Annotated in this window: 18 protein-coding genes and 2 pseudogenes; 13 read left to right on the top strand and 7 right to left on the bottom strand. The window is 70.2% G+C overall.

Annotation, left to right across the window (positions count from 1 at the left end; all coding sequences use genetic code 11):
* Positions 1 to 175: 175 nt before the first annotated feature.
* Entirely contained in the window at positions 176 to 1,300 is a 1,125-nt protein-coding gene (locus ABGB18_RS46595) for a serine hydrolase domain-containing protein (RefSeq protein WP_347702144.1), read from the top strand.
* 12 nt (positions 1,301 to 1,312) lie between these two features.
* On the opposite strand, the gene ABGB18_RS46590 is transcribed toward ABGB18_RS46595, so the two are convergent.
* On the bottom strand, positions 1,313 to 1,570 hold the full coding sequence (locus ABGB18_RS46590; RefSeq protein WP_347702143.1) for a hypothetical protein: 258 nt from the start codon (positions 1,568 to 1,570) through the stop codon (positions 1,313 to 1,315).
* A 210-nt stretch (positions 1,571 to 1,780) separates the two neighbouring features.
* On the opposite strand from ABGB18_RS46590, the gene ABGB18_RS46585 reads away from it, so the two are divergent.
* From ABGB18_RS46585 to ABGB18_RS46575, 3 genes are all read left to right on the top strand, one after another.
* Positions 1,781 to 2,623, top strand: coding sequence for an LLM class flavin-dependent oxidoreductase (locus tag ABGB18_RS46585; protein ID WP_347702142.1), 843 nt, complete (start codon positions 1,781 to 1,783; stop codon positions 2,621 to 2,623).
* A 43-nt stretch (positions 2,624 to 2,666) separates the two neighbouring features.
* Complete coding sequence (locus ABGB18_RS46580; protein WP_347702141.1) at positions 2,667 to 3,455, top strand: TetR/AcrR family transcriptional regulator C-terminal domain-containing protein; 789 nt, start codon at positions 2,667 to 2,669, stop codon at positions 3,453 to 3,455.
* A 159-nt stretch (positions 3,456 to 3,614) separates the two neighbouring features.
* Positions 3,615 to 4,004 carry a hypothetical protein gene (locus ABGB18_RS46575; RefSeq protein ID WP_347702140.1) on the top strand — a complete coding sequence of 130 codons (390 nt, stop codon included), beginning with the start codon at positions 3,615 to 3,617 and terminating at the stop codon, positions 4,002 to 4,004.
* An 87-nt stretch (positions 4,005 to 4,091) separates the two neighbouring features.
* On the opposite strand, the gene ABGB18_RS46570 is transcribed toward ABGB18_RS46575, so the two are convergent.
* Complete coding sequence (locus tag ABGB18_RS46570) at positions 4,092 to 5,210, bottom strand: winged helix DNA-binding domain-containing protein (RefSeq protein WP_347702177.1); 1,119 nt, start codon at positions 5,208 to 5,210, stop codon at positions 4,092 to 4,094.
* A 366-nt stretch (positions 5,211 to 5,576) separates the two neighbouring features.
* Here ABGB18_RS46570 and ABGB18_RS46565 point away from each other — a divergent pair, with 366 nt between their 5' ends.
* Both ABGB18_RS46565 and ABGB18_RS46560 read left to right on the top strand, forming a co-directional pair.
* On the top strand, positions 5,577 to 8,054 hold the full coding sequence (locus tag ABGB18_RS46565; protein WP_347702139.1) for a hypothetical protein: 2,478 nt from the start codon (positions 5,577 to 5,579) through the stop codon (positions 8,052 to 8,054).
* Positions 8,055 to 8,127: 73 nt separating this feature from the next.
* A pseudogene (locus ABGB18_RS46560) lies at positions 8,128 to 8,459 on the top strand (transposase); the annotation flags it as partial.
* 84 nt (positions 8,460 to 8,543) lie between these two features.
* Here ABGB18_RS46560 and ABGB18_RS46555 read toward each other — a convergent pair.
* Positions 8,544 to 10,052, bottom strand: a complete 1,509-nt coding sequence (locus tag ABGB18_RS46555; protein WP_347702138.1) for an MFS transporter — start codon at positions 10,050 to 10,052, stop codon at positions 8,544 to 8,546.
* A 71-nt stretch (positions 10,053 to 10,123) separates the two neighbouring features.
* Positions 10,124 to 10,597, bottom strand: coding sequence for a DUF6653 family protein (locus ABGB18_RS46550; RefSeq protein WP_347702137.1), 474 nt, complete (start codon positions 10,595 to 10,597; stop codon positions 10,124 to 10,126).
* A gap of 122 nt (positions 10,598 to 10,719) precedes the next feature.
* On the opposite strand from ABGB18_RS46550, the gene ABGB18_RS46545 reads away from it, so the two are divergent.
* Complete coding sequence (locus ABGB18_RS46545) at positions 10,720 to 11,202, top strand: MarR family transcriptional regulator (RefSeq protein ID WP_347702136.1); 483 nt, start codon at positions 10,720 to 10,722, stop codon at positions 11,200 to 11,202.
* Positions 11,203 to 11,311: 109 nt separating this feature from the next.
* Here the strand turns inward: ABGB18_RS46545 and ABGB18_RS46540 are convergent, their stop codons facing one another.
* Positions 11,312 to 12,022, bottom strand: coding sequence for a DUF998 domain-containing protein (locus tag ABGB18_RS46540; protein ID WP_347702135.1), 711 nt, complete (start codon positions 12,020 to 12,022; stop codon positions 11,312 to 11,314).
* A 155-nt stretch (positions 12,023 to 12,177) separates the two neighbouring features.
* Between ABGB18_RS46540 and ABGB18_RS46535 the strand changes: the two genes are divergently transcribed.
* From ABGB18_RS46535 to ABGB18_RS46515, 5 genes are all read left to right on the top strand, one after another.
* Positions 12,178 to 12,678 carry a transcriptional regulator gene (locus ABGB18_RS46535; RefSeq protein WP_347702134.1) on the top strand — a complete coding sequence of 167 codons (501 nt, stop codon included), beginning with the start codon at positions 12,178 to 12,180 and terminating at the stop codon, positions 12,676 to 12,678.
* A gap of 3 nt (positions 12,679 to 12,681) precedes the next feature.
* Entirely contained in the window at positions 12,682 to 13,491 is an 810-nt protein-coding gene (locus tag ABGB18_RS46530; RefSeq protein ID WP_347702133.1) for an SAM-dependent methyltransferase, read from the top strand.
* A gap of 877 nt (positions 13,492 to 14,368) precedes the next feature.
* The gene (locus ABGB18_RS46525; RefSeq protein ID WP_347702132.1) at positions 14,369 to 14,902 is read left to right on the top strand and encodes a transcriptional regulator; all 534 of its coding nucleotides are present in this window, start codon (positions 14,369 to 14,371) and stop codon (positions 14,900 to 14,902) included.
* On the top strand, positions 14,875 to 15,735 hold the full coding sequence (locus ABGB18_RS46520) for an ABC transporter ATP-binding protein (protein ID WP_347702131.1): 861 nt from the start codon (positions 14,875 to 14,877) through the stop codon (positions 15,733 to 15,735). Before ABGB18_RS46525 ends, ABGB18_RS46520 begins: the two co-directional genes overlap by 28 nt.
* The gene (locus ABGB18_RS46515) at positions 15,732 to 16,481 is read left to right on the top strand and encodes a fluoroquinolone transporter permease (RefSeq protein ID WP_347702130.1); all 750 of its coding nucleotides are present in this window, start codon (positions 15,732 to 15,734) and stop codon (positions 16,479 to 16,481) included. Before ABGB18_RS46520 ends, ABGB18_RS46515 begins: the two co-directional genes overlap by 4 nt.
* A gap of 89 nt (positions 16,482 to 16,570) precedes the next feature.
* On the opposite strand, the pseudogene ABGB18_RS46510 reads toward ABGB18_RS46515, so the two are convergent.
* Positions 16,571 to 16,678, bottom strand: a pseudogene (locus ABGB18_RS46510) (IS5/IS1182 family transposase); the annotation flags it as partial.
* An 18-nt stretch (positions 16,679 to 16,696) separates the two neighbouring features.
* Here ABGB18_RS46510 and ABGB18_RS46505 point away from each other — a divergent pair.
* Positions 16,697 to 17,215 carry an ABC transporter permease gene (locus tag ABGB18_RS46505; protein ID WP_347702129.1) on the top strand — a complete coding sequence of 173 codons (519 nt, stop codon included), beginning with the start codon at positions 16,697 to 16,699 and terminating at the stop codon, positions 17,213 to 17,215.
* A gap of 92 nt (positions 17,216 to 17,307) precedes the next feature.
* On the opposite strand, the gene nhaA is transcribed toward ABGB18_RS46505, so the two are convergent.
* Positions 17,308 to 18,606, bottom strand: coding sequence for a Na+/H+ antiporter NhaA (gene nhaA, locus ABGB18_RS46500; protein WP_347702128.1), 1,299 nt, complete (start codon positions 18,604 to 18,606; stop codon positions 17,308 to 17,310).
* Positions 18,607 to 18,781 lie beyond the last annotated feature (175 nt).

The raw sequence follows: 18,781 nt of genomic DNA, 5'->3' as shown, positions 1-18,781 counted from the left end.
GAAGACCGAGGTGATCGTACGGGAACACCCCGGCGAATGCGGTGCCAGGTCCCCGCTGCCACATCGATCACAGAAACAGGCAGGAAACCCCCACGGGTCTAGACATGTCGGCAATGGCCGGATCAACGCCTTTGACGCGCGTCCGGCGTTCCCGCGATGAGAAAGGGACCTCTTCGTGAATCTCTCGAAAGTGACCGGCGTCGCCACCCTGACCTCCGCCGTGCTCGCGCTGAGCGTCACGGCCCCCGCGGCCGCGGCCACCACGGACGCGCACCGGCTGGGGAGCGTGCAGAAGGCCCTCACCGAGCTGGCCAGAGGCCCCGAAGTGGTGGGCGCGATCGGCGCCGTCTACGTGGACGGCGAGCGGGTCGACCGGGGCTCGGCCGGCACGCGCCTGCTGAACGGGGGCGGCAGGATCCCGGCCGGTGCCCGCTTCCGGATCGGCTCCCAGACCAAGTCCATGACCCAGGTGGTCATCATGCAACTGGTCAGGGAGAACAAGCTCAGCCTGGACGACAAGCTCAGCGACCTGCTGCCCGAGGTGGTGGAGAAGGACCTGGTCGAGCGGGCCGACGAGATCACCGTCGAGCAGCTCATCCACCACACCTCCGGCATCCCCAACTGGTACACCGCCGACCTGGTCGACTTCTTCGACTTCACCACGTACTACCCGCCCATGGAGCTGGTGGCGAAGTCCCGCGGCGTCGCGCGCACCCAGGAACCCGGCGAGAAGTTCTCCTACTCCAACACGAACTACTTCCTTCTCGGGCTCATCGTCGAGGACCTCACGACCCACTCGGTCGCCGACGAGTTCGAGCGGCGCATCTTCGAGCCGCTGCACATGGACGACACGTACCTGCCGGTCGAGTTCCCCGGAGCGATCAAGGGCCCGCACGGCCACGGCTACCACCCCGATGAGGACGGCGAGCTGCACGACTTCGACCGCCTCAACATGAGCTACGGGTACGCCGCCGGCGGCGTGATCTCCACCACGGACGACCTGAGCGCCTTCCACCGGGCGCTGGACGGGGAGGAGCTGCTGTCGCAGGAGGAGAAGGACGCGCTGAACGCCGGCCAGCCGGATCCCGAACCGGGACCGTCCCGGCCCGACCCCCGCGCGTGCGGTGAGTACTCGCCGGTGAAGGGCGGCTCGACCGGCTTCAACGCGCTCACCTACAGCTCGCGGGACGGCCGGCTGCAGTTCGTCGTGTCCGCCACCCTGGGCGTCCGGAACGGCGACCCGGCCGTCGACTCGAAGATCAAGAAGGCGGCCGAAGCGGTCCTCTGCCCCAAGAAGTGAACCGGCCGCTCTTCAGGCCAGGATGGTCGCGCGGAACCGCTCGGCGGCGCCGGTCGCGGCGGCGACCGCCGGCGTCGGCGGGATGGCCGGTGCCGTCATCTGCAGGACGTGGAAGGCGAAGCGGGCCGGCAGGTAGAGGCGGGCCAGCACGGCCACCCAGGCGGGGTCGAGGTGCTCGTCGTGCTTGTCGGCCTCTCGCGCGAAAGGTCGTACCAGTCGCTTCGCGAAAGCCTGGGCACAATCGTCCTCTCCGGCACGTCCCGGAACCACGAACCCTCTTTTCATAGAGCGATTTCCCGGAAATGTAAAAACTCTTCGCATTCCTGCCCGGAGCGCTTTCCTGACGCCGTCGCGCGCGGGCATCGGCGTCGGCGGCTGATCTCCCACCTGTCCGGTCCCGGTGCCCGCGTTCGGGTGCCGGGACCGCGCTGTGCGAGGCCGCTCTCGGTTCGCGAAAGGATCGCTGGATAGCATGATCCAATGCGACTTGGCGTGAACGTCCCCAACTTCGGCCCCGGCACGGACCCCGACATGCTGCGCCGCTGGGCGCTGACGATCGAAGGTCTCGGCTACGACCTGCTGATGGTCTCCGACCACGTGGCGATCACCCCTGACGTCGCCGAGAAGTACCCCGCGCCGTTCTTCGAGCCGTTCACCACGCTGGCCTGGCTCGCCGGGGTCACCACCCGGATCGGCCTCGGCACCACCGTGGTCGTCGTGCCCTACCGGCACCCGCTGCTCATCGCCCGCATGGCGGCCAACCTCAACGATCTCAGCGGCGGCCGGCTGGTGCTGGGCGTCGGGGTCGGCTGGGCACGGCAGGAGTTCGAGGCCCTCGGGGTGCCGCACGACCAGCGCGGGCGGCTGACAGACGAGCACCTGGCCGCCATGCTCGACGCCTGGGCCGACGAGCGCGACTACCGCTCCGGCGGCGTACCGATCTGGGTGGGCGGCAGCAGCGACGCGGCGCTGCGCAGGGCGGCGCGCTTCGGGCAGGCGTGGCATCCGCTCCGGCACACCGTCGCCTGGATGCGTGAGACGATGCCGCTGCTCGCGGCCCTCGCCGAGGAGCAGGGCCGGCCCACGCCCGCCCTCGCGCCCAGGATCGTGCTGAACGTCACCGACGAACCCCTGACAGGGCCGGACCGGCGGGCCGGTGAGGGCACCCTCGACCAGATCATGGACGACCTCGAACAGCTCCGCCTGATGGGCGCGGAGAGCGTCCTGCTGGACCCGTTCCTCGAGGACCCGGACCAGACCCTGCACCCGGAGTCGTCCTGGGAGATGCTCGCCGCCGTGGCCGGCCGCCGGAACGCCCGCTGATACCCTTATGCCGTAAAGAGTTAGGTCGTAGGGAGTCTCCGCGGTGGTGGTCTTCGCCGGTCAGGGTGACGCTCGCCGTTCGATGGCGCTGCTGTGGCGCACCGGCGAGCCGGACGCGGTGCGGCCGGGGCCCAAACCGGGGCTGAGCGTGGATGCCATCGTCGACGCCGCCATCGCGGTGGCCGACCGCGAGGGCATGGCGGCCCTGTCCATGCGCAAGGTCGGGCAGCGGCTCGGCCGCACGGGGATGGCGCTCTACACATACGTGCCCAGCAAGGGCGAGCTCGTCGACCTGATGTACGACCGGGCCCTCGGCGAGCTGCCCGCCGGCTACGACACGAGCGCCGGCTGGCGGGCGGCGGTCTCCTCCTGGGCCGAGCGCACGCTGGCCTGCTACCTGCGGCACCCGTGGGTGCCGCAGGTGTCGCGGGCGCGGCCGGTGCTGGGGCCCAACGAGTTCGCGGTGCTGGAGAGCGTGGTCGCGATCCTGCGGGAGACGGGGCTGCGGCCGGGCCGGTTGCGGGGTGTGGTGTCGCTGCTGTTCGACTTCGTGCGCGGGGCGGCCACGTCGGTCGCGGAGTCGCGGCTGGCGCCCTCGGCGACGGGGGTGTCGGACGAGGAATGGTGGCAGGCGCGCTCGTCGCTGCTGGAGGAGGTGGCGCCGGGGTTCGCCGCCCGGTTCCCGATGGTGACCTGGGTGGAGTCGGAGGACGACCCCTCGGCGGCGGCCGCCGAGGGGTCGTCCTCCGGGCGCCCGCCGGGCGAGGCGTTCACGGTGGGGCTGTCGGTGCTGCTCGACGGGGTCGAGGCGGCCGTACTGGCCGGTCGATAATGCGCAGCACCTGCGCGCCCAGGAGGTCCGCAGCCTGCTCAACGGTGCCCTCGCGCACGGCGGCAAGGGAGCGGTGGGGACGGTGGGGTTAAACCCCCCATAGACAGTGGGGCTGGTCGCCTCCCCGGATTCCGGCCGTTCTGGCCAGGAGTCCGTCCGATGAGGCGCCGGGTCCTGATCGCCGTCGCCCTCGCGGCGGCCGCGGTGGCGCTGTTCGTGGTGGGCCGCGGCGCGGCGGCCGAGCCGCTTGAGCTGACCACCACCGGCACCCGCTACGCGGCCACCGTCCTCATCGACCGGCCGACGACGGAACCCGTCGTGGTGGAGGTCCGGATGAGGTCGGGCGATCCGGGCAGCGTGGCGCTCGCGGCGGTGATGCCGGACATGGGCCACGCCATGCCGGAGGTCGTCGCCCGCGAGCCGGAGCCCGGCCGCTTCGTCGCCGAGGGCCGGCTGTTCCCGATGCCGGGGGTCTGGGAGCTGTCGATCCGTTTCGACGGCCCCGCGGGCGAGGAGACGCTCACCGTCAACGCACTGATCACCGAGTAGGTTCGCCCGGCTGCTCACCCGCTCCCTCGACGACGGGGATGCCCCCGCCCGTCACAGGACCCGTACGGGCGGTGAGGTCACCGCGACTCAGGCGTGCGCTCCCACCTTCACCGTGCCGATCGTCAGTCGCGGGCGGCCTTCCAGCACCTCTCCCACCCGCTGCACCTGCTCGTCCAGCTCCCGCAACCGGGTCGGGGTGAGGTCATGGAGCGGCTCGACCGTGACGTCGATCTTGTTGCCGGACCGCCGCTGGTGCCACACCCCGCTCACCTCTCCGTCCACCAGCAGCACCGGGAAGTTCCCCGCCTGCCCGCCGGCCAGCGCCCGGCCTGCCGCCTGCCCCGGGTAGAGCAGCTCACGCGGCTGCCCCGCCACCACGTACGCGTCGAAGTACGGCAACAGCCGCACCCCGCGCGGCGGGTCCCCGGGCACCGCCGTGTCGCCCGCGAGCACCCAGGCGGGCCGCCCCTCCAGCAGCACCTCCTCCAGCGGCACTCCCCGGAACGCCTCGGCCGCCCACCGCACGGGTCCCCCGGCCCACCGGGCGAACTGCTCGGGCGTGGCCGGCCCGTACGCCCTCAGATAGCTCCTGACCAGGCCGGACAGCCCGTCCCGCACGGGCGGGGCGGCCGGCGCGGCGGTGTAGGTGACCTTGCGGCCCCTGACCGGCCCGAACACGAACGCGCCCCGGTGCGCGGCCAGCGCCATCGCCTGCCGCCAACGCGGCCACATGCCCTGGAAGGCGGGCATGACCAGGTCACCCGCCCACGGCCCGGTGGCCGCGATCACGGCCTCGCTCAGCTCGTCGATCGTCATCTCGGCCCCGGCCAGCACCTCCCGGATCGCCGCCACCACCTGCTCATCCTGCTCGGGCGTCAACCGGGCGGACACGGCGCCGGCGCGCCGCCCGGGCGGCAGCGACGACATCGCGCTCACCCACATCGGCAGGTCACGGGCGGGCAGCAGGTGCACGGTGCCCCGCGGGCCATGCGTCTTGACCAGGCTGCGCTCGCCCCACAACGCCTCCCGTACGTGCGTCCGGGTGAGGCCGCCGAGCCGTAACGCGACGGACGCCTCGCCCGCCGCCATCACCTGGGCGTGCGCCCCGCACATCGCCGCCACGACCTCCTCCGGCCCTCCGTCCGCCGGCCGGCGCCCGAGCCCGGCCCGCTCCAGCCGCCTGGCACTGACCTGTGGCCACGACATTTCAATCACATGCTCTCCTTCATCCGGCCCACCCCACGGTAGGGGGCATTGCGGAAAGGATGGTGCCGCATTGACACGCCTCCGGGCCGGTCCGAGGGAACGTCACGACGACCGCCCGTCCCGGGGCCGGTCCCGGGGGGAGGGCGATGGGAGGATGAAAGCGGGCGTAAAGTGAGCCTTTATCGGGTTTACTATCCTGACTTTCATGATCCCCCTCAACCCTTCCCCCAGTCTGCTCGCTGTCCGTCAACGCCCGTGCCGGGGCCGCCGCTGCTGGTCCTTGACCAGTGCGTACGACGAGGCGAGCCGCTGCCGGGAGGACCGGCACCCCCGATCCGGTGTGATCGTGGACGCCGAGGATCTCGCGTGAACGAGTTACGGGCGCTGGAGCCCGACTTCTGGCGCGCGCCCAGCGCGCACAACACCCAGCCGTGGACCCTCAGGTACACCGCCACGGAGGCCGCCGTCGGCTGGGATCCGGCCAGGTCGCTGCCCGTCAGCGACCCCACGGGCCGCGACCTGCGCCTCAGCCTGGGGGCGCTCGTGGAGTGCTGCCTGATCGTGTGCGCGGACGCGGGCCTGCACATCGGGTTCCGCCCCGACCCAGGGCCGCTGCGGGTCGGCTTCCTGCACCGGGCCGGGCGGCCGTACGAGACGCCCTTCACGACGGCGGCCGTACGCGCGCGGGGCGCCAACCGCGGCGACTACCACCCGGGACGGGTGCCCGACGAAGTGGCCGCCGGGCTGACCGGGATGCGGCGGCTGGCCTGCCGGGACGTGGCGGAGTTGCTGCACGAGGCGGATTTGCAGCAGTTCGGGACCCGGGAGGTGACGCGGGAGTTGCGGGCCTGGCTGCGGCTGACCCGCCGGCACCGCCGCTACCTGCTGGACGGCCTCAGCGACCGGCCGCTGGCGCTCAGCAAGGCGGCGGCCTTCGTCCTGCGGGCCTCGCTCGCCCTCTTCCCGGCGCTGCGCCGGCTCGGCCTGCCGAGAGTGCTGGCCGGGGCCTCGCGGGAGCTGCTCGACTACGACGGTGACGTGCTGGTGCTGATCAACCCGCCCGGGGACGCCCGCTCGATCCTCGCGAACGACATGTTCATCGAGCTGATGACGCTCCCGCCGGAGGATCGGCGACTGGTCCTGGAGGACCTAACCGAAACCAAGGCCCGTCAGGTGTACGCGGCCGCGTACCGCGTCGCTGGCACCAGCTTCGCCTTGTGGTCGGATGATCCGGTCGGGTTCGTGGAGCAGGTGCTGGGCGCGGTGGTGTGGTCGGTGCCGCGCCAGTTCATGACCGCCCTCACCGAGCACAAGCAAGTCGCTGTTCCGAGCTGTTTCAGCAGCTCCAAGACCTTTTCGGCGGGTCAGCTCGTGCTCTGGCACAGCCTCGTGCACCCAGTCGGGACGGGCGTGACGGTCAGCCTCGCCCCGCTGTGGCGCCTGGTCGTCCGGCAGCTCTGGCGAGAGGTGCGCGGCGCCCATTCGCGGGCGGGCTTGCCCGGGGTGATTGACATGGCCCAGTACAAGCTCCCGGACGCCAACGGCCTGGACACGGTGGTCGCCTATGGGATCGCCGCCGCGCCCCATAACGAGGCGGCCGTCCAGGGTATCCACTCAAATCAGCTTCTCCTGGTGGTGGAGGAGGCGGGCGGCATCGCCCACACCATCGGCGACAACCTCGCCGGTCTGCTCGTGGGTGACGGCGCGAAGATGATCGCCATCGGGAACCCGCCCACCGATGAGGTGAACACGTGGTTCGAGAAGCTGTGCCGCGACGAGGACGTCAAGACGATCCCCATCAGCGCGTTCGACACCCCGAACCTGACCAAGGAGTATTTCGGCGAGTGCCAGTCGTGCCCCGGCGGCGGGCACAGCCCGGCCAAGCACATGGTGGACAAGCAGTGGATCGACCGCACGACGCGCGTCCACGGTCCGAACAGCAACTACGTCCGCGCGAAGATCCACGCCCTGTTCCCGAAGGGGCTCGCGAACGTGGTCATCCCCGCGGACTGGGTGCAGGCCGCCGTGGACGTGGATGAGCCCGACCTTGTCGGCGGGGTGATCCGGCTGCGGGACCTCTGCCTGGAAGGGGAGCACGCCGAGTGGGCGGTCACGCCGGGCGCGTGGGTGAGGCTCGGCGTCGACGTCGCCGCCGATGGTGGTGATGAGCTCGTGGTCGCCCGCATCCTCGGGGACCTGGCCACGGTCGAGCACACCTCCAGCGGGCCGGAGAACGCCGACCCGGTCGCGGTCGCCGGTGTCATCCTGAAGGAGATCCACCGCGCCGAAGCGCTCGCGCAGGCCCTCGGCAGCACCCACCCGGTGCGGGTGAAGATCGACGGCAACGGCATCGGGTGGGGCGTGGCGGGGCGGCTCGCCGCCTGGGGGCGGGAGGGCATCCACGGCGCGGAGATCGTGTCCGTGCTCGTGTCGGAGTCGCCGAAGCGCGAGCCGGACGAGGCGACGCTGCGCCCGTACCTGAAAAGGGATGAGATGTGGCTCGCGGGCCGAGCGATGCTGCGGCCGGACGAGTACGGCGTGACCCGGTTGCGGCTGCGGGTGGACGAGATGACGGCCGCTCAGCTTTCGGCGCCGAAGCTGTCCACCAACTCCTCCGGCTACTCCATGGTGGAGCCGAAGAAGGCGATGAAAAAGCGGGGCGTCTCCTCCCCTGACCGGGGTGAAGGGCTGCTCCTCGGGCGTGTACGAGCCCGCGGAGGAAGAGGACTCCTGGCGCATCATCGCCTGAAACGGGGCGATGACGACGCACACACGCGAGTTGGCGTCCACGGAAGTGGTGTACGGGTGATCTTCCCCCTGGTGTGGCGGGAGAGATCCATGTGACAAGAGACGGCCACTTCGCAATCCTTCGATTCGCACATTCAGACACGAAGGGGACGAAGTGGCCGTCAACGACATTGTGCCCGCCGTCGGCGCCCACGTCGAGGAGACCCTGACCGCGGCGAGCCCGGACCTGCTCCGGACGATGATCCGCGAGTTCGCTCAGCGGATGACGCCGAGGTCGAGCAGCTGTGCGGGGCCGGCTATGGCGAGGTCAGCAGCGAGCGGGTCAACTCCCGCAACGGCTACCGGCAGCGCGAGTGGGACACCCGGACCGGGACGATCGAGCCGGCCGTTCCGCGGCTGCGCCAGGGCAGCTACTTCCCGGGCCTCTTGCTGGACAAGCGCCGCCGGGCCGAGCGTGCGCTGACCTCGGTGGTGGCGACCAGCTACCTGCTGGGCGTCTCTAAGGCCAACGGTGGACCATGACAAGGTGGCCATGGCGGCCGCGCTGGACCGCGAGCGTGATCAGCGCGGTGGGGCCAGAGACCGCTACGTGCCGACTTCCATCGGATTCGCGCTGGGCGTGTTGGGCGTGGTCGTGTTCGGTCTGGGGCGAAGCAGAGCGAACGCCAGCAGGGCGGCCGCGGTGGACAGGACGGCGCCAGTGATCATGCCGAAGGCCATCGCGTCGACGAAGGCGGCACGGGCGATCGTCGTTACGCCTGGGTCGTTGAGGGTGATGGCGTCGGTCAATGACTGCTTGGCCTGGGCCGGCACGTCGCCAGGCAGGCGGGAGGTGTATCCGGCGGCCAGGACGCTACCCAGGGCGGCGATGCCGAGCGCGCTGCCCGCCTGGGAGATGGTGCTGTTCATGGCCGATCCAGCGCCGGCGTGCTCGGGCGGGATGGCGCCCATCAGGGCGGTGACCGCGGCCGGGGCGGCCAGCCCGCTGCCCATGCCCATGAGCACCAGCGCGGTGGCCAGCAGCGGGTAGCCGTCGCTGGGCGCGATGGACCACAGCAGCAGGAATCCGGTGGCGGTGATCAGCATGCCGGCGGTCACCATGGTGCGATTGCTGAGGCGTTTGGCCAGCGTCGCCCCCAGGATGTTGAACAGCGCGGAGGAGGTGGCGAACGGCAGCAGGGCCATCCCGGCCTGAAGGACGCCGTAGCCGAGGACGAGCTGGACGTATTGGGTGAGCGCCAGCATCATGCCGGCCGCGGCGAAGGCCAGCAGCATGACCGAGAAGGTGCCGCCGGAGAAGTTGCGGTCGGCGAACACGCGCAGCGGAAGCATGGGATGCGCGGTGCGCAGCTCCCAGATCACGAACACCGCCAGGAGCACCACACCGGCGGCAAGGGCGCCGCCGGTCCAGAGATTGTCCCAGCCGCGCTGCGGCGCCGTGATAATCGACCAGACCAGGGCCACCATGCCGAGGGTGCACAGCATGGCGCCGGGCACATCCGGGCGTCTGGCCGGCGCCTTCGAATCCGGCATCAGCACGACGGCGGCGATGATCGCGACGGCCGCGACGGGCACGTTGACCAGGAAGACCGACCCCCACCAGAAGTGATCCAGGAGAAAGCCGCCCAGTGACGGCCCGGCCAGGATTCCGGCGATGGAGACGCTGCTCCAGGCGGCTATTGCGGTGCGGCGCTCGCTCTCGTCGAAGACGGTGATCAGGAGGGACATGGTGCTGGGCATGACCAGGCAGCCACCGACGCCCATCAGCGCACGCCCGGCGATCAGCTGTTCCGGCGAGGTGGCGAAGACGGCGGCCAGCGACGCAACCCCGAACAGCATCAAGCCGATGATCAGTATCCGCTTGCGGCCATAGCGGTCGGACAGGCCGCCCGCGGTCAGCAGCAGGCCGGCGTAGGCGAGCGTGTAGGCGCTGATGATCCATTGGATGTCGGCGGGGGTGGCGCCGAGTCCGCGCATCAGCGCGGGGATGGCCAGGTTGAGGATGGTGTTGTCGATCACCAGGACGAGCAGGCTCAGGCAGAGCGCTGCCAGGATCCACCAGCGGCGCGGGTGCGAGGTGCCGGGGGTGTGCATAGGGCTCTCCGGGACAGGGGTCGGTGTTGGTGCTGGTACGGCCGGCGCTGTCGTGCGCCGGCCGTACCGGGTCACAGGTTGTCGCTCTGGTGCTGTTCGTAGAGCAGTCCGTAGCGGTCGATTCGCCACAACTGGGCCAGCACCGTCAGCGTGGTGCCGAGCACGAGGGGCCAGATCTGCAGGGTGGTGAGCCCCCAGGCGATGAAGGCGAAGCCGATCAGACCGGCCACGATGAGCAGCCGCAGCACCGTCTTGTGCGCCGCCGGTGCCTTGCCTTCGACGTGGAGTTGCTCGCCGTAGATGCCTCGCGCGGCCCAGCTGGTCGGTTCGACCGGGCTGAATAGGTGCACGTTCAGCCACAGCCACACGGCGACGGCGGCCACGCCGGCCAGGGACCACCAGCCGATCCACTCGCGGCTCCAGACGGCCAGTTCGAAGGCGGGGATCGCGGCGAAGCGGGTCCAGACGCTCCATGGGTTGGCGTGCTTCTTCCAGGCCTGGCCGGTCATGCCGTGGGCGCCGGCCACCACGTTGGTGGGCTTCATTGCTGGGTCTCCTTGGCGTCGGGGAGGTCGCCGGAACGCGATCTCGACGCCTCAAACCGTATAGAGCCTTCAGAGATATGTAAATTCTCTGAGAACTTGAAGTCTTTGGTATCCTCCACCGCATGGACACCGACCAGCGGCTGCGCGAGGCCGCCGAGAAGCTGGCGCTGACCCTGGCGCAGGGCGGCATGCAGAAGACGACCGCCCGGGTGATGACAGCCCTGCTCTACACGCGGCAAGACGCGATGACCGCCGCCGACCTGTGCGCGCAGTTGTCCATCAGCTCGGGAGCGGTGTCCACCGCGGTCAAACAACTGATCCCGCTCGGCCTGATCGAACGGGTCCCCGCCCCCGGCAGCCGCCGCGACCACTACCGCTTCCGTCAGGGCGCTTGGGCGAGTCTGATGTCACAACAGAACGCGATGCTGGCCACCATGGGCGCGGCCGCCCAGGAAGGACTCGACGCGGCGGGTCAGGACAGCGTCACCGGCCGGCGCCTACACGAGATGAAGGACTTCTACGCCTACATGACCGAGCAGTTGATTCCCCTCATCGACAGCTGGCGCGAGCGATACGCCGCCCAGCACGCTGGCACGTCCCGGTAGGGGCCCGCGGCGACCACGCGCCGCCCTGGAACACAGGTGACCGGGACGGGTGGAGGCCCCGCCGGTGGCGCCCACCCTGTGATGCGGGCCCCGGGGGCACAGTGTCGTGCTATCTCGCCTGAGGAGCGGCAGATCCGGAATCTTGGCCATCCGCCGCCGTGCTCAAGTCCTCCGGGACGTGCCCGCGCAGCAGACGTACGCCTACGGCGATGAGCCAGCAGAAGCCGGTCAGCAGGGAGAGGTGTTCGAGCAGACCGGCGGGGGCCGGCCGCCAGAGGCCGAGGGTGTCGAGGCGGTAGGCGATGCCGGCGGCGAACGCGAAGACGATGATCAGAGTGCCGGACAGGCGGGAAGAGACGGCCCAGCCGCGGCTTGCCGCTCCCAGCCGCCGGGCCAGGACGAACGCGGCGGCGCTGAGCCCGGCGAATAGCGCGAAGCCGGCCACCTGGTGGATGAGGCCGCTCGTGGTGACGCCGGCCGGCTGCCCGGGCGGGTAGCCCAGCGCGGGGTCGGTGGGCACCAGCCCGGCCACGACCAGGCCGGCCGCGGCGGTTCCGAGCAGGATCGGCCCCCAGGTGGCGCCACGGCCGGAGGGCAAGGCCTGGCGCAGCCCGGCCGCGAAGGCCAGCAGCAGCAGCCCGCCGACCACGAAGTTGAGCGTCTGCAGCCAGGCGCGCTCGCCAGTGCCGAGCTGGCTGGCGCCGTGGTGCCACAGGCTGTAGCCAGGCCGGGTGGCACCATCGGCCCACAGCAGGACCGGCATCAGTACGCCAGCGAGGACGCCGCTGCCGAGCAGCATCGTGAGGAGGCGGGTGGTCATCGAGGGGAATCCTCCTGTTTCTCCGGTGACGGCTGGCGTCGCGGGCCGACCAGACTTCCCGGCTCCCCAGTAGCGCGCCTGCAACAGTGAGGCGCATCCTTGATCGATACATTGACTTTAGCTCATACTGAATCAACTGCAAGAGGGAGCCGTGGGTGACGAATGAGCAGGATCAGCTGGTGGAGTGGGTCGAGCGGGTCGCCATGTACCTGGCACGCGATGGGGTGCCACCGATCGCCGGGCGAGTGCTGGGCTGGCTGATGATCTGCGACCCGCCCGAGCAGTCGGCTGGGCAGATCAGCGAGGCCATCGGCGCCAGTCGGGCGTCGCTGACCTCGAACCTGCGACTGCTGACCGGCATGGGCTTCTTGGCCTGGCGGACCCGGCCGGGTGAGCGAACGGTCTACTACCGGATGGCCGAGGACGCCTGGGCGGTCGTGGTGCGCCGGCAGATCGCCTCCATCGCCGCGTTCTTGGACATCACCCGGGACGGGCTGGCGCTGGCAGGCCAGGACGAGGGCCGTGCCGAGCGGCTCGGTCAGGCGCATACCACGTTCGAATGGATGGCCAAGGTGTTCGACGACGCCCCGCCACCACCACAAACGCCACCACCACAAACGCCGTCATCGCGGGCACCGGCCCGATCGGAGGGATGAAGCATGACGCGACGGCCCCCGGCGGCGCAGACCGCGCTCGGCCCCATGGCGATCGCCGCCATCGAGCGGCACCTACCTCCCGCCCTGCGCTATACCACCCAGGCATGCCGGTGGCCAGCCGTACGCGCATGGATGATCAGCGCGTCGGAGCAGCGAGCGCCGGGGATCTGGGGCGGGGTGCTGTGCCGCAAACGGTACGCCGACGACAAGGTCACCGAAGCCTTCCAGGCCGGGATCAGGCAACTGGTGGTGTTGGGCGCGGGGCTGGACACCCGCGCCTATCGGCTGACTCCGCCTGAGGCGCGGGCGTTTGAGCTGGATCTGTCGGCGAACATCGCCGACAAGCAGCGGCGGCTGCGGACACCGGACAGCGCCGTTCCGGGCCAGGTACGGCTGATCAGCATTGACTTCGAGACCCGACGACCTGGCCACGGCGCTGGCCGGGCACGGGTTCCAGCCCGGCCAGCCGGCCATGTTCGTGTGGGAGGCCGTCACCCAGTACCTGACCGACGACGGTGTTCACGCCACCATGGCGTTCTTGTCCGGGGCCGCTGCGGGCAGCAGGTTGCTGTTCACCTACCTGCTCAAGGACTTCCTCGCCGAGGTGGGCGGGTACCGGACTTCGTGGTCAAGCGGCGGGTGTGGCGCTTCGGGCTGGCGCCCGCCGAGGTCGGCACCCTGCTCGCACAGTACGGCTGGACGGAGCGGGAGCAGGTCGGCGCCGAAGACTACCGGTCCCGTTACCTGCGGCCGGCCGGCCGCGACTTGCCGGTGTCGGACCTGGAACGCTTCGCCTACGCCGAGAAACAGTAACCCAGCGGGCGAAGGAGGGAAGGTCAGCAGGTTTGGTAGGCGTCGGGGATGCCGTCTGGCCGGAGTCGGCGGTCTCGCCAGGTAGACCAGCCGGTAGACGCGGGCGCGCAGCCGCAAGATCACCGTGGCCACCATACGGCGGCCAGCGAACCGCTAAACATGGCACTTTCACCGTTGCGTCGGCGCCTAACCAACTCTCCGATCAGCAGCAACCACGGCGGCAGATGGTAGGAGGACATGGCGGGCCGACGCGTTCAACCTGAGTCCCCGGGGGGCGTGCCGGTGACCCGGATCGCGCGAACGTACACCATCCTCGGCGGCAAGAGCAACAACAGCACTGCGAGACGCCGACTCGCGGGCACCACCGCATCGACAGCGGTGGTGATGACATTCAGCAGCCCCAGTCGTCTGTCATGCCCGGCCCGCCTGGGGGCGGTGCGTTCGATCCGGCGATGAGAAAAGCGTTGATCTTTGCTGCGATCTCGGGATAGTCCGGCCGAACCAGATCAGGTGGCTGTCGGCGCGGCTTTCCACCAACTCGGCCAGCGGCATCGCCGCGGCCAGGGACTCGGCGTGGGCAAAAGACACCGAACGGTCGTTGTGGGTGGCGATGACCAGGGCCGGCTGGCTGAGCTGCGCAGCGCAGTCGGGGCACGGGCAGGATGTCGGCGACAAAACCGCGGCCCGAACGCATCAGCCCGAACAGTCCGCTCAACCTGCCGCGTCCGGCGGCCGGAAAGGCTGCCAGGACCTCTCCGGCGGGCCGCCTCGTCATCAACCCTCCACGCGCCCGGGCGGTGGCATGGCCACTCTCGGCGCCCACCTTCGGGAGGTCACATCCATCGCAGCATGTACTTTCAGAAAGTATTGAAAGATCATGAAGGTGGGCGTAGGCTTCCCGTTCGTGGACAGGACGGTGCTGCACGAGTACGCCGATGAGATCGGCTTGTTCTTCGAGGATCACGGGCTGCCGCGCATGCCCGGCCGGATCCTGGGCTGGCTGATGGTGTGCGAGCCACCTCATCAGTCGGCCGACGAGTTGGCCGGGGCGGTGCAGGCCAGCCGCGGCGCGATCAGCATGGCAGTGCGGATGCTGCAGGCCAACGGCGCGGTGGAGCGGTACACGGTCCCCGGCACGCGCCGGGTCTACTACCGGCTGCGCCCGGGGTTTTGGCTGCGGGAGGCCGAGGAGAAGGCGCGGGTGGCGCGCGAGTGGCGCAAGCTCACCGAACGCGGCCTGGAACTGATGAGTGGCCACAGCGAGCAGGCCCGCGGCCGGGTGCAGGAGGCACACGACATGTACGCCTTCCTGGAGCAGGAGTACAGCCAGATCAAGGACCGCTGGCTGCAGCGGCAAGCCACGATGCAACAGAAGCAGGAGACATGGGCGTTGTCGAGGTCGAGGACCTGACGTTCACCTACCCCAAGACCGCCCAGCCCGCGGTCAAGGGGATGAGTTTCGCCGTCGCCCGGGGCGAGGTGTTCGGGTTCCTGGGGCCCAGCGGGGCCGGCAAGTCCACCACCCAGAAGATCCTCACCGGCCTGCTCACCGGGCACGGCGGCCGGGTCGGCGTATGGGGCAAGGACCCGGCCGAGTGGGGCAGCTCCTACTACCAGCGGATCGGCGTGTCGTTCGAGCTGCCGAACCTGTATCACAAGCTCACCGCCCTGGAGAACCTGCAGTTCTTCGCCTCCCTGTACGCCGGTCCCACCGAGGACCCGATGACCCTGCTGGAGGCCGTCGGCCTGGACGGCGACGCCCACACCCGGGTGGGCAAGTTCTCCAAGGGCATGCAGATGCGCCTGGTCTTCGTCCGGGCGCTGGCGCACCGGCCGGAGCTGCTGTTCCTGGACGAGCCGACCTCGGGCATGGACCCGGTCAACGCCCGGCGGGTCAAGGACCGGATCCGCGGCATGCGCGAGGAGGGCCGGACCGTCTTCTTGACCACGCACGACATGGCCACCGCCGAGGAACTGTGCGACCGGGTCGCGTTCGTCGTCGACGGGAAGATCGCCGCGTTGGACACCCCGGCCGAGCACAAAGTGAGCCGCAGCCAGCGGGTGGTCAAGGTCACCTACCGCACCGCCAGCGCCTTGCAGTCCAAGGACTTCCCGCTGGACGGCCTGGCCGACGACGAGACCTTCCGCGCCCTGGCCCGCGAACACCACATCGAGGCCCTGCACAGCCAGGAAGCCAGCCTGGAAGACGTTTTCATCGACGTGACCGGCAGGTCCCTGGCATGAGCCCCCTCGGCGCCCGAGCCACAGCACCGGGAGCGCACTACGGGGTGTTGCGGGCCGCGATCGCGATGGATTTCCGCCTGCAGCGCCGCTACGGCTTCTGGTACGCCACCGCGTTCGTGATCGTGTTGTGGATCGGCGTGCTGCGGCTGGTGCCGGAGAGCCTGCTGGGTGCCGCGATGCCCTACCTGCTGATGGCGGACCTGCAATTCTTTCTCTTCTTCATCGCCGGCGCGGTGTTCTTCGAGAAGGACGAGCGCACGTTGTTCGCGCTGGCCACCACCCCGCTGCGGTTCGGCCACTACCTGACCGCCAAGCTGGTCACCATGTCGGCGCTGGCCGTGGTCACCTGCGCGGTCGTCGTCGCGGTCGACTACGGGCCGCGCTTCAACCCCCCGGCCCTGCTGGGCGGCGTGGTGTTCATGGCACTGCTGATGGTGCTGGCCGGGTTCATCACCGCACCGCTGTTCCCCTCAATCAGCGAATGGCTGCTGCCCTCCACCCTGCTGCTCGCGGTGGCCAACGTGCCGCTGGTCGACTATTCCGGCCTATATCGGCATCCGCTGTTCTCCCTCGTCCCCACCGAGGGGCCGCTGCTGCTGCTGGGCTCGGCCTTCCACCAGGTGGATCTGCCCGGCTGGCAGATCGCCTACGCCATCGGCTACCCGAGCCTTTGGATCGCGGCGGGCTGCCTGCTGGCCCGGCGAGTCTTCCACCGCTACGTCATCACCCGGGAAGGAGGACAGTGAAAGGCGCCTGGGCCGCGTTCGGCCGCCACGACCTGATCACCGTCCGCCGGGACACCATGCTCATCGTCGTGCTGCTGGGGCCGTTCCTGTACGCGGCGTCCCTGTGGTTCCTGCCCCCGCTCACCCGCTACGCCGCCACCGCGTGGAGGTTCGACCTGACGCCCTACTACTCGGCGATCATCAGCGGGTTCTGCGTGCTGGGCCCGCCGCTGTTGATGGGCGCCGTCATGGCGCTGCAACTACTGGACGACAAGGACCAGCACACCCTGACCGCGCTGCGCGTCACCCCGGTGCCACCGGCGTCCTATCCCGCCTACCGCGCGGCGGTGACCGCCGCCCTCACCACCATCACGGTGATCGCCTCCCTGGCCCTATCCGCACAAGTGCCCCCGCGCACGCTGGCGTTGAGCGTCGCGGTCGCCGTCGTCGCCGGACTCCTGGCCCCGGTCCTGGGACTGGTGATGGCCTCGGCCGGCCGCAACAAGATCGAAGGGCTCGCGGTCATGCGCGTCATCGGCCTGGCCGTTTTCATCCTGCCGATGATCCCGTTCTTCATCCCCGGCTCGCCCTGGCAACTCGCCTTCGGCATCTTGCCGCCCTACTGGCCGGTACGCGCGTTCTGGTCGGCCATGGACGGCGACGTCTTCTGGCCCTACATCGCCGGCGGCGTGGCCTACAACGCCGTCCTCGCCCTCAGCCTGATCAGAGTCTTGGTCCGGCGCATGAGCCGCTGACCACACGCCTCCCGCTGGGCAGACGCGGGTCTTCCTGCCCGGCGGGCAGGGGTGTGGACCGGGGGCTGGTGCCCATGATCGGCCGATGGCGGCTACCGGTACAGGTCGGGGATGTCGTCGCGGTCAAGGTCAGCGGCTTCGGCCTCGTGGATGCGCCGGTAGAGGCGGGCGCGCAGCCGCAGGATCACCGTGGCCACCACGGCGGCGGCCAGGGAGCCGGCCAGGACGGCGACCTTTACCCGGGCATCGGCGTCGCTGCCCGCGCCGAAAGCCAGTTCCCCGATCAGCAGGGAGACGGTGAACCCGATCCCGGCCAGGATCGACAGCCCGGCCATGTCGATCCAGGCCAGCCCTTCATCCAACGTGGCGCGGGTGAAGCGGGCCACCAGCCAGGTCGCGGCCAGGATGCCGATCGGCTTGCCGGCCAGCAGGCCGATCACGATGCCCACCGTGACCGGGTCTGTCAGGGCTTCGGACAGCCCGCCCGGTCCGCCGATGCTCACTCCGGCGGCGAAGAAGGCGAAGACCGGGACGGCGAGGCCGGCGGAGATCGGCCGGAACCGGTGCTCGAAATGCTCGGCCAGCCCCGCCCCGGCCTCGGGTCCGCCCGCTCGCCGGCTGCGCAGCACCGGCACGGTCAGGGCCAGCGCCACCCCGGCCACGGTGGCGTGCACACCCGAGGCGTGCACCAGCGCCCAGGTGGCGAAGGCCAGCGGCAGCAGCAGCCACCACGAGCGCACCCGCCGCCGGACCAGCATCGCGAAGACCACCAGTGGTACAAGGGCGCCGAGCAGCGGCAGCACCGAAAGGTGGGTGGTGTAGAAGACCGCGATGATGACGATGGCGATCAAGTCGTCCACCACCGCCAGCGTCAGCAGGAACGTCCGCAACGCGGCGGGCAGGAACCGGCCGATCACGGCCAGTACGGCCAGGGCGAAGGCGATGTCGGTGGCGGTGGGGATCGCCCACCCTCGCGCTGCGCCCGCGCCGCCGGCGATCGCCAAATACAGCAGGGCGGGCGCGATAACCCCGCCGACCGCTGCCGCCACCGGCACCGCCGCCTGCCGGACATCACGCAGGTCCCCGGCGATGAACTCGCGTTTCAGCTCTAGCCCGGCGACAAAGAAGAAGATGGCCAGCAGGCCGTCGGCGGCCCAGGTAGCCAAGTCGAGATCCAGATGCAACGCGGCGGGCCCGATCCGGATCGCCCGCAGGTCGGCATAGGCGTACGCCCACGGCGAGTTGGCCCACACCAGCGCGGCGAGCGCGGCCACCAGCAGCAACGCCCCGCCGATGGTCTCCTTGCGCAAGATGGCGGCGATCCGCCGCGCTTCTGGCCAGGTACCCCTGCTGAGCAGGCGAGGACGGCGGTGGAAGGTGGTGCCGGGCATGAAACTCCGCTCTATGGCAGGGATCGGGTCGCTCACCTGCCGACCAGGCTTCCCGGCGCACCGCGGCCACCCTAACAGCAACGGTGTCAAGCGAACATACGCATTTTAACGCGGGCAGCGTCGGCGGATCGGGGCGAGCACGCAGCGGGCGGCCCGGAACCCGCCTGTGCGATCT

The sequence above is a fragment of the Nonomuraea sp. B12E4 genome (genome assembly GCF_039871825.1).
Classification (GTDB): Bacteria; Actinomycetota; Actinomycetes; order Streptosporangiales; family Streptosporangiaceae; genus Nonomuraea.
Note: the sequence above shows the minus strand (reverse complement) of the source record. Positions and strands in the feature narration are given on the sequence as shown.

Bases quoted from the DNA above. Each gene is read 5' to 3' on its own strand.
- ABGB18_RS46585 (WP_347702142.1), top strand. From the start codon at position 1,781: ATGCGACTTGGCGTGAACGTCCCCAACTTCGGCCCCGGCACGGACCCC.
- ABGB18_RS46575 (WP_347702140.1), top strand. From the start codon at position 3,615: ATGAGGCGCCGGGTCCTGATCGCCGTCGCCCTCGCGGCGGCCGCGGTG.
- ABGB18_RS46570 (WP_347702177.1), bottom strand. From the start codon at position 5,210: ATGTCGTGGCCACAGGTCAGTGCCAGGCGGCTGGAGCGGGCCGGGCTC.
- ABGB18_RS46555 (WP_347702138.1), bottom strand. From the start codon at position 10,052: ATGCACACCCCCGGCACCTCGCACCCGCGCCGCTGGTGGATCCTGGCA.
- ABGB18_RS46550 (WP_347702137.1), bottom strand. From the start codon at position 10,597: ATGAAGCCCACCAACGTGGTGGCCGGCGCCCACGGCATGACCGGCCAG.
- ABGB18_RS46545 (WP_347702136.1), top strand. From the start codon at position 10,720: ATGGACACCGACCAGCGGCTGCGCGAGGCCGCCGAGAAGCTGGCGCTG.
- ABGB18_RS46540 (WP_347702135.1), bottom strand. From the start codon at position 12,022: ATGACCACCCGCCTCCTCACGATGCTGCTCGGCAGCGGCGTCCTCGCT.
- ABGB18_RS46530 (WP_347702133.1), top strand. From the start codon at position 12,682: ATGACGCGACGGCCCCCGGCGGCGCAGACCGCGCTCGGCCCCATGGCG.
- ABGB18_RS46525 (WP_347702132.1), top strand. From the start codon at position 14,369: ATGAAGGTGGGCGTAGGCTTCCCGTTCGTGGACAGGACGGTGCTGCAC.
- ABGB18_RS46520 (WP_347702131.1), top strand. From the start codon at position 14,875: ATGGGCGTTGTCGAGGTCGAGGACCTGACGTTCACCTACCCCAAGACC.
- ABGB18_RS46515 (WP_347702130.1), top strand. From the start codon at position 15,732: ATGAGCCCCCTCGGCGCCCGAGCCACAGCACCGGGAGCGCACTACGGG.
- ABGB18_RS46505 (WP_347702129.1), top strand. From the start codon at position 16,697: ATGGGCGCCGTCATGGCGCTGCAACTACTGGACGACAAGGACCAGCAC.
- nhaA (WP_347702128.1), bottom strand. From the start codon at position 18,606: ATGCCCGGCACCACCTTCCACCGCCGTCCTCGCCTGCTCAGCAGGGGT.